The organism is Nocardia sp. NPDC056541 (genome assembly GCF_042794235.1).
Taxonomy (GTDB): Bacteria; Actinomycetota; Actinomycetes; order Mycobacteriales; family Mycobacteriaceae; genus Nocardia.
The window spans coordinates 130,207-143,563 of the sequence record NZ_JBHTUD010000009.1 but is presented as its reverse complement, the minus strand read 5'-3'; the positions used below and the strand labels follow the sequence as shown (position 1 = coordinate 143,563).

Below are 13,357 nucleotides of genomic sequence, written 5' to 3'. Positions count from 1 at the left end.
TCGGTTCAGTCCCGGTTGCGCAGCGCGTCGAGGACTTCGGCGAACATCACGGATTTGATCGCTGTCATCGTGGTCTGGTCTTTGCCGCCCAGCGGTGCCACCAAAGCCAGTGCGGTATCGAGGACTTCGCTTTCCGCGGCGGTGGCGTCGACCAGGTCCAGTGCCAGTGCGTCGGGGCCACCGAAGCGGCGGGCCGTGGTCATGCTGGCCACGGCGGTCTTGGGGGTCGTCTTGGCCTGGATGAGCGCGGCCATGCCGTTGGTGAACGGGATGCGGATGTCGGCCTCGGGGAAACAGAAGTAACCACGGTCGGCGCGCATCACCCGGTAGTCGTGCGCCATCGCCACCATCGCACCCGCACCGAAGGCGTGTCCGCCGATCGCGGCGACCGTCGCCATGGGCAGGGTGAGCACCCGGGCGAACAGGGTGTGCACCGCCGCGACGTATTCGGCGGCCCGGTCACCGTTGGCCGAGAGCCAGTCCAGGTCGAGACCGTTGGAGTAGATCTTGCCGGTCGCGGTGGTCACCAGCGCGGACGCGCCCTCGGCGACGACCGCGTCGAGGTGGGTGTTCATCTCGTCGAGGAAGTCGGGGGAGAAGCGGTTCTCGCCGTCGCCGAGGTCGAGCACGGCGATCGAATCGTGGTGGCGCAGTGTGGGCATGGGGCTGTTTCCTTTTCAGTGGGGACCGAGGTCGAGGACGGCACGCACGGCAGCACGCAGCTGAGCGCGGGCCAGGGGGTCGATGAGCCGGTCGCGGCGCAGCAGCAGCGCGGTGGGCAGGTCTACCAGGCAGGTGGTGACGGTGGCGACGCCGCGCCGGTCGGCGCGACCCCACAGGGCGCGCGCGAGCCGGTTGAGCGCGGCGACGAGCGCCTTCTCGGTGTCGGCGATCTCCTGTGCCAGTGCGGGCGCGATGTCGCCGGCGAGCAGTTCGGCGCGGTCGACGATCAGCAGCAGACGCGCGGAGTCGGGATGGTTTTCGGCCAGTCGCGCCGGTGCCTCGGCGGCGTCGAGGACCGCGTCGATGCGGGTCTCGGTGTCGGGCGCGGTGACCGCGCGGTCGATATCGGCCGACTGGAGGGCGAGGAATCGGTGCGCGGCGCGTAACCATGTGCGCGCCAGGACAACCTGGCGGGACTGAAATGTGTGATAGAGCGCGCCATTGGATACTCCGGTAGCGGCGGCGACCGCGCGCACTGTGACAGCGGCGGGTCCGGCGCCTGCTGCCAGCTTTTCGGCGGCGTCCAGCACGGTCTCCGGGTCGTGGGTGCGCGGTCTCGGCATGAACAAAAGTTTACAGAGCGTGCGCTCTGCTATTCCATTCGGATGCGCTTTTGGGCCGTTGTGCACGTATTTCGTTCCGCCACTTGGTATTTCGTCGTCCCTACGGTCCACCCGGGCACAGCGTAGACAACGTTACGTACGCGCGAGGGCTCGATACGATGGGGTACTGTTCGGATTCTTCGGCCCTGCCCGCACGAACAGAACGGCATCGCGATGTCCCGAGTGGTCACCAAGGAGCAGTACTTCGACACCGCGGTGGCGGTGCTCGCAGAGTTCGGCTTCAAAGGTCTCAACATCGGGGTGCTGTGCCGTCGCCTCGGCGTCACCAGCGGCTCGTTCTATCACCACTTCGGCTCCTGGCAGGGCTTCGTCGACACTCTGCTCGAACACTGGGAGAACCGTCAGATGGTGGAGCTACGCGCGCTCGACGTCGGCCACGGTGACGCCGACGCCGACGTGCGGGCGATGTCGGTGCTCGCCAGCGGACTCGAACACGGCGCCGAAGCCGCGCTGCGCGCCTGGGCGGCCAACGACGAATCGGTACACGTCACCGTCAAGCGGGTCGACGAGTCGCGGCGGCGCACCGTGCACCGTGTCATCGACGGCGTCGTCGACGACACGGCCACCGCCACCGTCGTCACCGAATTCGGCATGGCGATGATCATCGGCTATCAACAGCTCGCTGCCGCGGGCGAATCCACCGAACTCGACCACCTGCTCGCCGAATACGCGCGACTGATCTACTCCCACCGCGGCTGACGACCACGTCGGTGCGACGACTGCGTCAGGGTCTCGTGCCGCGCTGATTCGCGACCCCTGGCCGGACGGACACTTCCGTGAGCTAGCCGAGCAATTGGTCCACGTAGCACCATCGCCAGGCTTCCCCGGGCTCCACACTGCGCATCACCGGATGCGCCGAGTCCCGGAAATGGGCGCTCGCGTGGTCACCGATCGAGGACTCACAGCAGCCGATGTTCCCGCAGGCGGTGCACATTCGCAGATGCACCCAGCGCAGACCCTCGTCCAGACACGTCTGACACACCAGCTCACCAGCGGGCGGTTCCGCCAGGGCCGGCGCCTCCTCCAGATGGGCGCACCCCACCGCACCGGCGGCGGTGGACAGCGGTTCGGCGCGGCGGTCGTCGTCGCTCTCGTCGAAACGGTCGATCATCGATTCCTCGAGGTCGAGCCGGGCCAGCACATGTTGGAGGACTTCGTAATCCACCGCCCCCGCGTCGCGAACCGTCAGCACCGCATCGCGTTCGGCGGCCAGCATCGCCAGTCGTAACCGCCGGTACTCCGCGGTCGGTGTCACCAGTTCGGCCTCCGGGCGGCCCAACCGCTCCCAGGCGGCGTTGGAGCGCCAGATCAGTCGCTGTCGCAGCGATTCGATCACCGGTTCGGGGGTGTCCGGTCCGATCCTGCGGTCGAGTTCGGCCAGGCCGGCGGTCGAAGCCTGTTGCAGCAGATCGGCTTTGGCGAGTGCGTCTTCCTCGCGACTGGGTCCGCGCAACCGCAGCAACCGCACCAGCCACGGCAGCGAACTGCCCTGCACCAGCAGCGTGCCGCCGACCACCACCAGGGCGAGCAGTTCCAGCACCGGCAACTGCGGTGTCGAGTCGGGCAGCAACAACACCGCCGCCAAGGTCACCACCCCGCGCATGCCCGCCCACGACACCACCGCCGCATGACTCAACGGTTCGGTCGCGCGCCCGAACAACCTGGCCACCAGCACGGGCGTGAACACCCACACCGGGCGCGCCAGCATCACCGCGGCCAGCACACCCACCGCCGCGACGACGAGCGTGGCGTGATCCAACCCGCTGTGCCAGGCGGCCTCGACGATCCAGCGCACCTGCAACCCGATGATCAAGAACACCGCGCTCTCCAGAATGAACTGGATGGTGCGCCAATTGGTGGTCTCGGCGACCCGCGAGGCCGCGCCCTGCCACCGTTGCGCGCCGTGGCCCAGGATCATCCCGCACGTGACGACCGCGATCACGCCCGAGGCGTGGAAGTGCTCGGCGGGCAGATACGCCACGAACGGGGCCAGCAGCGACACCGAGGTATCGAGCACCGGGTCGGTGATCCGCCGGCGCAACATCACCAATGCCGCCGCCACCACGGCCCCGATGACACCGCCGCCGACGGCCGCGAGCAGGAAATCGCCGCCGATCTGCCATGCGGTCACCGCACCGGCCATCGCCGCGATCGCCGAACGCAACGCCACCAGCGCGGTGGCGTCGTTGAACAGCGACTCGTCCTCGAGCACCGTCACGATGCTGCGCGGCATCCCTGTGCGTCGGGCCACCGCGGTCGCTGCCACCGCGTCCGGGGGAGCGACCACCGCACCCAACGCGACCGCCGCCGCGAACGGCACCGGCAGCAACCACCACACCACCAACGCCACCGCGAACGTGCTGAACAGCACCAACCCCACCGACAGCGACGCGATGGTGCGCAGGTTGTCCTTGAAATCGACCAGCGAGGTGCGCAGCGCGGCGGTGTAGAGCAGCGGCGGCAGCAACCCCAGCAGCACCACCTCCGGCTCGAGATGTACCTGCGGCACCATCGGCAGGTACGACGCGGCCACCCCGGCCAACGTCAGCACCAGAGGTTCCGACACCCCGAATCGCCGCGCCAGCGCCGCCAGCGCGGTCGCCGAGCCGATGAGGACAACCAGACCGATCGCGACATCCACTCGCGCATTCTCCCACCGACGGACCCATCAGTCCGTCGACGCCACCCAACGACAGCCGCGTCGGCACCGACCATCACGAAAACGGTTGCGGCCGACATCGGTCAGTCGCGCCGGCCCCTAGCCCGTGTCCGCGTCCATCGCGAGGTGGTCGACCGAGCCCCACACACGCAACGCCAGTCGTGGGCCCTCACGCCGCCACTGTGACACCGACGCGTTGGGCACCGGCTCGAGCGAATCCGGTACCGGCGCACCGAGTCCGTCGAGGATGTAGCGCAACGACACCACCACCGCGTCGTGCGTCACCACCAGCACCTGCTCGCCCGCGGCCACCACGTCGAGCTCGTCGAGGAAACTGCGCACCCGCAATGCCACATCGGCCAGCGACTCCCCGCCCGGCGGGCGATAGACCCAGTTGCCGACCAGTTCACGACGCAGCCCCTCCTCGGGCGCGCGTCGCCGGATCGCCCGGTACGGATGCAGTTCGAACACCCCCATCTCCCGATCACGCAACCGTTCGTCGACCAGGGTGCGGATCGGGTGCAGGTGCCGGTTGCGGGAGGCGGCGGCCTCGGCCATCACCGCCCAGGTGACTCTGGTGCGCAGGTAGGGCGAGCAGACCACCAGGGTGGGTCGCTGCGTGCCCGCCAGCCCGGCCAGCCAGTCGCCCAGACAGCGCGCCTGCCACTGCCCGTGGGTGGTCAGTTCCACCGCGGAATCGGTGCCCCGCATCGGCCGCTGCTCGGTCGCCGGGTCGGAGAACCACACATTGGCCTCACTCTGTGCGTGGCGCACCGCCCACAATCCCCCCAGCGCGCGTGGCACCACCAATCCTTCGGGCACCTGCACCCACCCCCTCCGCTGCTCGAACTCCATCGATACCCCTCGTGCTCGTCCCGTCGTGCCCGGACGCGCCAGGGAATAGCGGCCTCGTTGCCGGCGTTACATTCCCCGAATTCGAACGCCTGTCCAGAACTGTCCGGCGGACCACCGCCGCACCCCTCGATGCGCCGCAGGAGGCCCGCTTGTCCACCAGAGTAGAGATCTGGACCGACATCAATTGCCCGTTCTGCTACCTGGGCAAAGCCCGCTTCGAAGAAGCGCTGGCCGGCTTCGCGCACCGGGACGACGTCGAGGTGGTTCACCGGTCCTTCGAGCTCGATCCGACCTTGCCCGCCGGTTCCACGCGTCCGGTCATCCCGGCGATCGCCGAGAAATACGGCATCACCGTCGACCAGGCCGCCGCCAACGAACGCGGCATCGGCGCCCAGGCCGCGGCGATGGGTCTGCCCTACCGAACCGCGGGCCGCGACTCGGGCAACAGCTTCGACATGCACCGGCTCCTGCACTACGCCCTCGACCAGGGCAAGCAGGAAGCCCTGCTCGACGCCCTCTACGCAGGCAATTTCGCCGAACCCGAGCCCGTCTTCGGCGATACCGAACGCCTGGTGGCCTTGGCTGTGCGCGCGGGTCTGGACGAGAACTCGGTGCGCGCGGTGCTGGCAGACCCCGATGCCTACGCCGACGCGGTCCGCCGCGACGAAGCCGAGGCCGCCGCGCTCGGTGCCACCGGTGTCCCGTTCTTCGTCTTCGACGGCAAGTACGCGGTCTCCGGCGCCCAACCTCCCGAAACGTTCACCCGGGCACTGAACACCGCCTGGAACGATCGACCTGCTCCCCAGCTCATCGCCGACGGCGACAGCTGCGGCCCCGACGGCTGCGCGGTCCCCACGACCGAGGTCGCGGCGGCCGACTGACCACCGCGGACCTCGCTTCGGCGAGTCAGGCCAGGTCGATGACGACCTTGATATCGGACCCGCCCGGGTCGAACGCCTCGAGCGCCTTCTCCAGCGGCAGCCGCCGGGTGATGAGGCGTTCGAGCCACGACTCGTCCGCTTTGGCCAGCGCTTCGGCGCCCTGTTCGTAGTGGTGACGGTTCGCGTTCACCGAACCGAACACCACCGCGTTGTCGAGCACGATGTTGCGGTTCAATCCGCCGACATCGACATCGGTATCGACACCGGGGGTCGACACCCCGGTCAGGCAGACGATCACGCCGGGATTGTCGATCTCCATCGCCTGCAACGCCACCGCAGGCGCACCGGTCGCCTCGATCACGATGTCGGGGCTGATCTCTTTCGCGGCGGCGGCCGCCGTCCCCGTGTGGAACGTGCCGCCCAGCGCCTGGACCAGCTCTTCTTTCGTCCCGCCGCTGGTCCGGTCGAGGACGTGCACGTCCAGGCCGCGTTGCTGCCCGAGCAGCGCCGCCAGCAGACCGATCGGCCCGGCGCCGGTGACCAGAACGGTGCGCGGATCGAACCAGGCGCGGTTGTTGATCTTCTCGATCTGATCCCAGGCCTTGGCGACCACGGTCGTCGGTTCCAGCAGGACCCCGACCTTCTCCAGTGCCGGATCGAGTCGCACCGCGAAGTCCTCGCGCACCACCCAGGACGTCGACCCGTACCCGTCGATCTCCTTGATCCCGCGCTCGACGTACATCCCGTTGCGGCACATGTCCCATTGGCCGCGCGCGCACGCCCCGCACGGCACCGGATCCGGCCTGCGCACGATCCCGACGACGAGGTCGCCAGGGGCGAATGCGCTGCCCGCGGGCGCGGTCTTCACCCGCCCCAGAGATTCGTGCCCGAGCACCATCTGCGACTTGCCCGGTGGCAGCCAGCCGTAGTTGCCCTGCGCGATATCGCGGTCGGTGCCGCAGATACCCAGCGAGATCCCGTCGACGAGCAGTTCGCCGGGACCGACGACCGGGTCGGGCACATCCTCCACCCGCAACGATTGCTTCTGCATGGGAACCACTGTCAACGCACGCATTTCGGCATCCCTTCCGCCCGGACGGGCCAACGGTCGACGTCTGCACGAACCACATCCACGACACCCGGGGGAGCAACCCCATCGCGAACACGCCGCGAACACGGACTACCTGCGCCAACGGTACGCGAACAACCCACCGACCGGTCGATACGAGACCATTCGCGAACAATCGGCATCACCGATGGCCGAACGTCACACTCCGCCATCATCGCGGCATCGGGAACCCTGAGTCGCCGATCCTGTCCGCCGTCTCGGCTACGGTGGACAGCGCTCGCACCGACCGACCCGTGGCCAGCTGGAGGCGTCTTGCGCATCATCGTCCGGATCATGCTCGTGCTCGCCGCGCTCGTGTGCGCGCTGGCACCGGCCTCGGCCGCACCGTCGGTCGATGACGTTTCCGCGCGCAAGATCGACGAACTCCTCACCGTGCGCGCCGAATCGGGCGGTCTGGGCCGTGGCGAACTCCTCGAACGGCTCTCCGCGCGGCTGCTCGGCACCCCGTACGGTGCGAACATGCTGATCGGTTCGGCCAGCGAGCCCGAACAGCTCGTCGCGGATCTGCGCCGCGTCGACTGCTTCACCTACCTCGACTACATCGATGCCGCCTCCCGCTCCAGCACCCGCGACGAGTTCCTCACCAACCTGGTCAGTACTCGCTACATCGATGGTCGCGTCGAATTCGCCCAGCGCAAGCACTTCTTCACCGACTGGGCCACCCGCGAACGGCTCGCCGCCACCGACATCACCGCGAGCCTGAGCCCCGCCGCGGTGACCATCACCAAGCATCTCAACGCGAAAGCTGACGGCAGCACCTACCTGCCGGGCGTTGCCGTGGTCGACCGTGCCGTCACCCATATTCCCGCGGCCGCCGTCGACGGGGCAGTCCAGGCCGCCCTTCGCACCGGCGACTTCCTCGGCGCTTACACCCCCGACGCCGGGCTCGACGTGACCCACGTCGGCATCATCGTCGCGACCCCCACCGGCCCGGTCTTCCGCAACGCCTCCTCGCTCGCGGCGAACAACCAGGTCGTCGATACCCCCTTGACCGAGTATCTCCAGACCGTCCCGGGCGTCGTCGTCCTTCGCCCGCTCTGACCGCCAGAGGAATCGCCATGACCACGCTGCCCGACCGCCCGAACACCGCGCTGCTCGTCGTCGACGTGCAGAACGGCGTCGTCGACGAAGCACCCCGCCGCGACGAGGTCGTCGCGAACATCAACGCCCTTGTCGACCGTGCCCGCACCGCCGATGTCCCGATCATCTGGATCCAGCACTCCTCCGAGGATTTGGTCGAACACAGCGATCCCTGGCACTACGTCCCCGAACTCACCCGCACCGACACCGAACCGCTGGTTCACAAGCACTACGGGGACTCCTTCGAAGACACCGAGCTCGAGGGACTGCTCGCGGCGGTGGGCGCCGGTCACCTGGTGGTCACGGGCGCGGAATCCGACGCCTGCGTCCGTTCGACCATCCACAGCGCGTTCGTGCGCGGATACGATGTCACCCTGGTCGCCGATGCCCACACCACCGGCGACAAGACCCGGTGGGGCGCACCGAAACCCGAAGACGTCATCGCCCACACGAACCTGTACTGGCAATTCCAGCAAGCACCCGGTCGCACCGCGGCCGTGCGCCCGACCGACGAGCTTGACTTCAGGTCGACCTGAACAACCACGGTGGTCTCATGACCACTTTCGGATACGAACAGAGCCTCGGCTACGACCGGCGCGCCACCCGGCTCCTCACCGGCCTGTACCGGCGGATCGCCACCGACATCGACGCCATCACCACCGATTCGGCCACGGTCCTCGACCTCGGCACCGGCCCGGGAAAGCTGTTGTCCCACGTGGCGACTCGTCGCCCCGACCTGCGCCTGCACGGCATCGACCTGTCCCCGCACATGATCGAGATCGCCCGGCGCACCCTCGCTGGGCAGCCGATCGACCTGGCCGTCGCCGACGTCGCCGAGCTGCCCCACCCGCACGCGAGCATCGACTTCGCCGTGTCGAGCCTGAGCATGCACGAATGGCCGGACCTGCCCGCCGCCGTCACCGAACTGCGTCGAGTACTCCGCCCCGGCGGCGGCGCCGCGATCTTCGACTTCCGCTTCACCCGAACCCGCGAGATCCGGCGCGCACTCAGCACCGCATTCGGCTCGGTCGACACCGAAACAGTCCGTCTGCCTTGGCATCCCGTCGCCGTGATCACCTGCTACCGCGTCACCGCATAGGCTCGGCGGATGGCCGGGGAACACACCACGATCGGTGCGGTGGCAGCCCAGTTCGGGCTCGCGACCCACGTGCTGCGCCACTGGGAAGACCGCGGACTGCTCACTCCAGCCCGTGACTCGGCCGGACGCCGCCACTACCGCGGCACCGACATCGACACGATCGCGATGATCGTGCTGGGCAAGAAGGCAGGCTTGTCCCTCGACGATCTCGCCATCCTGTTCATCCGTTCCCCCGATCGGCGCACCCGCCGAGAAGTACTCGAAGCCCATCGCGACCGCCTCGCCGACCAGATCGCCCGCACGCGCGCCGCCCTCGACGCCGTCACCCACGTCCTGGACTGCGACGCCGAGGACTTCCGCACCTGCCCTCACTTCCGTGCCGAACTCGCCGGGGTCCTCGACACCCACACCGACCCGCCGGTGTCGGCAACACCGTCCGACGTGGGACGATCGGCCATGTGACCGGCCCACCCGCGAAACCACAGCACTTGCGCGACCTCGCGCTGCTGCGTCGTGTGCGCGACCGCATCGACCGTGAGTACGCCCAGCCGCTCGACGTCGAAGCGCTCGCCCGCGGCGTCCACATGTCGGCCGGGCACCTCAGCCGGCAATTCCGCCTCGCCTACGGGGAATCGCCGTACTCCTACCTGATGACCCGCCGCATCGAACGGGCCATGGCACTGCTGCGCCGCGGCGACCTGAGCGTCACCGAGGTGTGTTTCGCGGTCGGCTCGTCCTCGCTGGGTACCTTCAGTACCCGCTTCACCGAACTCGTCGGGGTGCCGCCCAGCACCTACAAACAGCGTCAGGACGAACAGACCGCGGGCATGCCGTCGTGCGTGGTCAAGAAGGTGACCAGACCGATCAGGAATCGAGAAGCTTCCGCTCCGGCCGACAATTAGCGTGGTCGGCATGAACCTCACCATCCACTCGAGCTACCTGCCACAGGACGACCCCGACGCCGCGCTCGCCTTCTACCGCGACACACTCGGCTTCGAGGTGCGCAACGATGTGGGCTACAACGGGCTGCGCTGGATCACCGTGGGCCCCACCGGCCAGCCCGACACCTCCATCGTGCTGCACCCACCGGCCGCCGACCCCGGCCTCACCGACGACGAACGCCGCGTCATCAGCGAAATGATGGCCAAAGGCACCTACGCCGGCGTCAACCTCGCCACCGACGACCTCGACGGCCTGTTCGAGAAGCTGCAGGCCGGAGACATCGAGATCGTCCAGGAACCCACCGATCAGCCTTACGGCGTGCGCGACTGCGCCTTCCGCGATCCCGCCGGAAATATGGTCCGCATCCAGCAGACCAAGTAACCCATCGCGCCGGTAGATTCGATGTCCGGCGATGTCGACTGATCAAGGGAGACCCATGAGCACGGCCAAGAAGACCGGCACCACCATAGAGCCGGCCGACAGCCACGATGTGATCCGCGTGCACGGCGCGCGGGTCAACAATCTGCGCGATGTGAGCATCGAGATCCCCAAGCGCAGGCTGACGGTCTTCACGGGCGTGTCCGGATCCGGTAAGAGCTCCCTGGTCTTCGGCACCATCGCCGCCGAATCACAGCGCCTGATCAACGAGACCTACAGCGCGTTCGTGCAGGGCTTCATGCCCAGCCAGGCCCGCCCCGACGTCGACGTCCTGGAGGGTCTGACCACCGCCATCCTGGTCGACCAGTCCCGGCTGGGCGCCGACCCGCGTTCCACAGTCGGCACCGTCACCGACGCCAACGCGATGCTGCGGATCCTGTTCAGCCGCCTCGGCGACCCGCACATCGGGTCGTCGCAGGCGTTCTCGTTCAATGTCGCCTCGATCAGCGGCGCCGGTGCCGTCGAGGTCGAGAAGAACGGTGTCACCGTCAAGGAACGCCGCAGCTTCGCCATCACCGGCGGTATGTGTCCCACCTGTGAGGGCAAAGGCCAGATCAACGACATCGACCTCACCGAGCTCTACGACGAGAACCTCTCCCTCGACGAGGGCCCGTTCAAGATCCCCGGCTACAGCATGGACGGCTGGATGGGCCGCATCTTCAAGGGTTCGGGCTTCTTCGACCCGGCGAAGCCGATCAAGAAGTACACCAAGAAACAGCTCGCCGACCTGCTGTACAAGGAACCGACCAAGATCAAGGTCGAGGGCATCAACCTCACCTACGAAGGACTTATCCCCAAACTGCGCAAGTCGATGCTGTCCAAGGACATCGATTCGCTGCAACCGCATGTGCGCGCCTTCGTCGAACGTGCCGTCACCTTCGGCACCTGCCCCGACTGTGCGGGCACCCGGCTGTCCGCCGCGGCCCGCTCGTCCAAGATCGACGGCATCAGCATCGCCGACGCCTGCGCCATGCAGATCACCGATCTCGCCGAATGGGTCAAGCAGGTCGAGGACCCGTCGGTGGCGCCGCTGCTGGAGTCGCTGCGCCAGACCCTGGACTCGTTCGTCGAGATCGGCCTGGGCTACCTGTCGCTGTCGCGTCCTTCGGGCACCCTGTCGGGCGGTGAAGCCCAGCGCGTCAAGATGATTCGCCACCTCGGCTCCTCGCTCACCGACGTCACCTATGTCTTCGACGAGCCCACCGCGGGCCTGCACCCGCACGATATCCAGCGGATGAACGACCTGCTGCTGCGCCTGCGCGACAAGGGAAACACGGTGCTCGTCGTCGAGCACAAGCCCGAAACGATCGTCATCGCCGACCACATCGTCGACCTCGGCCCCGCCGCCGGTTCCAAGGGTGGCACCATCTGCTTCGAGGGCACCGTCGACGGGCTGCGCGCCAGCGACACCGTCACCGGCCGCCACTTCGACGACCGTGCCGCGGTCAAGGACTCGGTGCGAAAGTCGACCGGCGCCTTGCAGATTCGTGGCGCCACCGCCAACAACCTCGACAAAGTCGACGTCGACATCCCTCTCGGCATTCTGGTGGCGATCACCGGCGTCGCGGGCTCGGGCAAGAGCTCGCTCGTGCACGGCTCGATCCCGATCGACGAAGGCGTCATCTCCGTCGACCAAGCCCCGATCAAGGGCTCACGCCGCAGCAACCCCGCCACCTACACCGGTCTGCTCGACCACATTCGCAAAGCGTTCGCCAAGGCCACCGGCGCCAAACCCGCCATGTTCAGCGCCAATTCCGAGGGCGCCTGCCCGAACTGCAACGGTGCGGGCGTCGTTTACACCGACCTGGCGATGATGGCCGGCGTGTCGACGATGTGTGAGGTGTGTGAGGGCAAGCGCTTCATGGCCGAAGTCCTCGAATACACCTTCGCGGGTAAGAACATCAGCGAAGTGCTCTCGATGCCCGTCGACGAAGCCCGCGCGTTCTTCGGCGACGGCGAGGCACGCACCCCCGCCGCCCACAAGATCCTCACCCACCTCACCGAAGTGGGCCTGGGCTACCTCACCATCGGCCAGCCACTGACCACCCTGTCCGGCGGCGAACGCCAGCGCCTCAAGCTCGCCACCCACATGTCCGACAAGGGCGGGGTCTACATCCTCGACGAACCGACCACCGGCCTGCACCTGGCCGACGTCGAACAACTCCTCGGCCTGCTCGACCGCCTCGTCGAATCCGGCAAGTCCGTCATCGTCGTCGAACACCACCAGGCAGTGATGGCCCACGCCGACTGGATCATCGACCTCGGCCCCGGCGCGGGCCACGACGGCGGCCACATCGTCTTCGAAGGCACCCCCGCCGACCTCGTCGAAGCCCGCTCCACCCTCACCGGCGAACACCTGGCCACCTACGTCGGCGCCTGACTTCGTGCGGCCGGGCTCACTCCGAGCCCGGCCGCACCTATTCTGGACCGATGCTCGAGATCTCCACCGATCCCGCCGCCGTCGATCTCGACTGGCTCCACCACCGCCTGTCGACCGATGCCTACTGGGCCCCCGGCCGCAGCCGCGAGCGCGTCCGCCGCGTCGTCGAGAATTCTTTGCCCTACAGCGTGTTCCACGACGGTTCCCAGATCGCCTTCGCCCGCCTGGTCACCGACCGCACCACTTTCGCCTGGCTTTCCGACGTCTACGTAGACCGTTGGCAGCGCGGAAAAGGCGTCGGCAAACTCCTCCTTGACCGGATCATGGCCGACGCCGACGACTGGGGGCTACGCCGTATGGCCCTGGCTACCGGCGATGCCCACGACATGTACCGCCCCTACGGCTTCACTGCTCACCCCGAACCGGACCAGTGGATGGAAAAGACCTGGCCGGCCGATCCCGCTTGAATCACGACCGGCCCTCGTTTTCGCCGTGCACGGAAACCGCAACCGTGTTAGTTTCAGTTTTGAAGGTCAACGGCACCGGGA

15 protein-coding genes are annotated in these 13,357 nt (G+C 67.8%); 10 read left to right on the top strand and 5 right to left on the bottom strand.

The window, feature by feature from the left end; genetic code table 11:
- Positions 1 to 5: 5 nt before the first annotated feature.
- Positions 6 to 662 (bottom strand): enoyl-CoA hydratase-related protein, encoded by a 657-nt coding sequence (locus ACFQ9R_RS17715; protein WP_378991814.1) that lies wholly within the window; start codon positions 660 to 662, stop codon positions 6 to 8.
- 15 nt (positions 663 to 677) lie between these two features.
- Positions 678 to 1,286, bottom strand: coding sequence for a TetR family transcriptional regulator (locus tag ACFQ9R_RS17710; protein WP_378991812.1), 609 nt, complete (start codon positions 1,284 to 1,286; stop codon positions 678 to 680).
- 213 nt (positions 1,287 to 1,499) lie between these two features.
- Between ACFQ9R_RS17710 and ACFQ9R_RS17705 the strand changes: the two genes are divergently transcribed.
- On the top strand, positions 1,500 to 2,045 hold the full coding sequence (locus tag ACFQ9R_RS17705; RefSeq protein WP_378629092.1) for a TetR/AcrR family transcriptional regulator: 546 nt from the start codon (positions 1,500 to 1,502) through the stop codon (positions 2,043 to 2,045).
- 82 nt (positions 2,046 to 2,127) lie between these two features.
- Here the strand turns inward: ACFQ9R_RS17705 and ACFQ9R_RS17700 are convergent, their stop codons facing one another.
- Both ACFQ9R_RS17700 and ACFQ9R_RS17695 read right to left on the bottom strand, forming a co-directional pair.
- Complete coding sequence (locus tag ACFQ9R_RS17700; RefSeq protein ID WP_378991810.1) at positions 2,128 to 3,987, bottom strand: Na+/H+ antiporter; 1,860 nt, start codon at positions 3,985 to 3,987, stop codon at positions 2,128 to 2,130.
- Between the two features lie 117 nt (positions 3,988 to 4,104).
- A complete protein-coding gene (locus ACFQ9R_RS17695) occupies positions 4,105 to 4,860 on the bottom strand; it encodes a histidine phosphatase family protein (RefSeq protein ID WP_378991809.1) in 756 nt (251 codons plus the stop codon).
- A gap of 149 nt (positions 4,861 to 5,009) precedes the next feature.
- On the opposite strand from ACFQ9R_RS17695, the gene ACFQ9R_RS17690 reads away from it, so the two are divergent.
- Positions 5,010 to 5,741, top strand: a complete 732-nt coding sequence (locus tag ACFQ9R_RS17690; protein ID WP_378991808.1) for a DsbA family oxidoreductase — start codon at positions 5,010 to 5,012, stop codon at positions 5,739 to 5,741.
- 25 nt (positions 5,742 to 5,766) lie between these two features.
- Here ACFQ9R_RS17690 and ACFQ9R_RS17685 read toward each other — a convergent pair whose 3' ends face one another.
- On the bottom strand, positions 5,767 to 6,792 hold the full coding sequence (locus ACFQ9R_RS17685) for a glucose 1-dehydrogenase (RefSeq protein ID WP_378991806.1): 1,026 nt from the start codon (positions 6,790 to 6,792) through the stop codon (positions 5,767 to 5,769).
- 330 nt (positions 6,793 to 7,122) lie between these two features.
- Here ACFQ9R_RS17685 and ACFQ9R_RS17680 point away from each other — a divergent pair, with 330 nt between their 5' ends.
- The 8 genes from ACFQ9R_RS17680 to ACFQ9R_RS17645 are packed head-to-tail and all read left to right on the top strand — an operon-like array spanning position 7,123 to position 13,276.
- The gene (locus tag ACFQ9R_RS17680; protein ID WP_378991804.1) at positions 7,123 to 7,911 is read left to right on the top strand and encodes a DUF1460 domain-containing protein; all 789 of its coding nucleotides are present in this window, start codon (positions 7,123 to 7,125) and stop codon (positions 7,909 to 7,911) included.
- Between the two features lie 17 nt (positions 7,912 to 7,928).
- On the top strand, positions 7,929 to 8,486 hold the full coding sequence (locus tag ACFQ9R_RS17675) for an isochorismatase family protein (RefSeq protein ID WP_378991803.1): 558 nt from the start codon (positions 7,929 to 7,931) through the stop codon (positions 8,484 to 8,486).
- 17 nt (positions 8,487 to 8,503) lie between these two features.
- Positions 8,504 to 9,049 (top strand): class I SAM-dependent methyltransferase, encoded by a 546-nt coding sequence (locus ACFQ9R_RS17670; RefSeq protein ID WP_378991802.1) that lies wholly within the window; start codon positions 8,504 to 8,506, stop codon positions 9,047 to 9,049.
- A 9-nt stretch (positions 9,050 to 9,058) separates the two neighbouring features.
- Positions 9,059 to 9,511, top strand: a complete 453-nt coding sequence (locus tag ACFQ9R_RS17665; RefSeq protein ID WP_378991801.1) for a MerR family transcriptional regulator — start codon at positions 9,059 to 9,061, stop codon at positions 9,509 to 9,511.
- Positions 9,508 to 9,951 carry a helix-turn-helix transcriptional regulator gene (locus tag ACFQ9R_RS17660; RefSeq protein WP_378991799.1) on the top strand — a complete coding sequence of 148 codons (444 nt, stop codon included), beginning with the start codon at positions 9,508 to 9,510 and terminating at the stop codon, positions 9,949 to 9,951. The genes ACFQ9R_RS17665 and ACFQ9R_RS17660 overlap by 4 nt, the downstream gene beginning before the upstream one ends.
- A 10-nt stretch (positions 9,952 to 9,961) precedes the next feature.
- A complete protein-coding gene (locus tag ACFQ9R_RS17655) occupies positions 9,962 to 10,372 on the top strand; it encodes a VOC family protein (RefSeq protein WP_378629104.1) in 411 nt (136 codons plus the stop codon).
- A gap of 55 nt (positions 10,373 to 10,427) precedes the next feature.
- Positions 10,428 to 12,809: an ATP-binding cassette domain-containing protein gene (locus ACFQ9R_RS17650; protein WP_378991797.1), complete on the top strand. Its 2,382-nt coding sequence runs from the start codon at positions 10,428 to 10,430 to the stop codon at positions 12,807 to 12,809.
- A 50-nt stretch (positions 12,810 to 12,859) separates the two neighbouring features.
- The gene (locus tag ACFQ9R_RS17645) at positions 12,860 to 13,276 is read left to right on the top strand and encodes a GNAT family N-acetyltransferase (RefSeq protein WP_378991795.1); all 417 of its coding nucleotides are present in this window, start codon (positions 12,860 to 12,862) and stop codon (positions 13,274 to 13,276) included.
- Positions 13,277 to 13,357: the final 81 nt, after the last annotated feature.

Coding starts and splice junctions, on each gene's coding strand:
- ACFQ9R_RS17710 (WP_378991812.1), bottom strand. CDS start 1,286: ATGCCGAGACCGCGCACCCACGACCCGGAGACCGTGCTGGACGCCGCC.
- ACFQ9R_RS17650 (WP_378991797.1), top strand. CDS start 10,428: ATGAGCACGGCCAAGAAGACCGGCACCACCATAGAGCCGGCCGACAGC.
- ACFQ9R_RS17695 (WP_378991809.1), bottom strand. CDS start 4,860: ATGGAGTTCGAGCAGCGGAGGGGGTGGGTGCAGGTGCCCGAAGGATTG.
- ACFQ9R_RS17655 (WP_378629104.1), top strand. CDS start 9,962: ATGAACCTCACCATCCACTCGAGCTACCTGCCACAGGACGACCCCGAC.
- ACFQ9R_RS17665 (WP_378991801.1), top strand. CDS start 9,059: ATGGCCGGGGAACACACCACGATCGGTGCGGTGGCAGCCCAGTTCGGG.
- ACFQ9R_RS17685 (WP_378991806.1), bottom strand. CDS start 6,792: ATGCAGAAGCAATCGTTGCGGGTGGAGGATGTGCCCGACCCGGTCGTC.
- ACFQ9R_RS17715 (WP_378991814.1), bottom strand. CDS start 662: ATGCCCACACTGCGCCACCACGATTCGATCGCCGTGCTCGACCTCGGC.
- ACFQ9R_RS17675 (WP_378991803.1), top strand. CDS start 7,929: ATGACCACGCTGCCCGACCGCCCGAACACCGCGCTGCTCGTCGTCGAC.
- ACFQ9R_RS17670 (WP_378991802.1), top strand. CDS start 8,504: ATGACCACTTTCGGATACGAACAGAGCCTCGGCTACGACCGGCGCGCC.
- ACFQ9R_RS17705 (WP_378629092.1), top strand. CDS start 1,500: ATGTCCCGAGTGGTCACCAAGGAGCAGTACTTCGACACCGCGGTGGCG.
- ACFQ9R_RS17645 (WP_378991795.1), top strand. CDS start 12,860: ATGCTCGAGATCTCCACCGATCCCGCCGCCGTCGATCTCGACTGGCTC.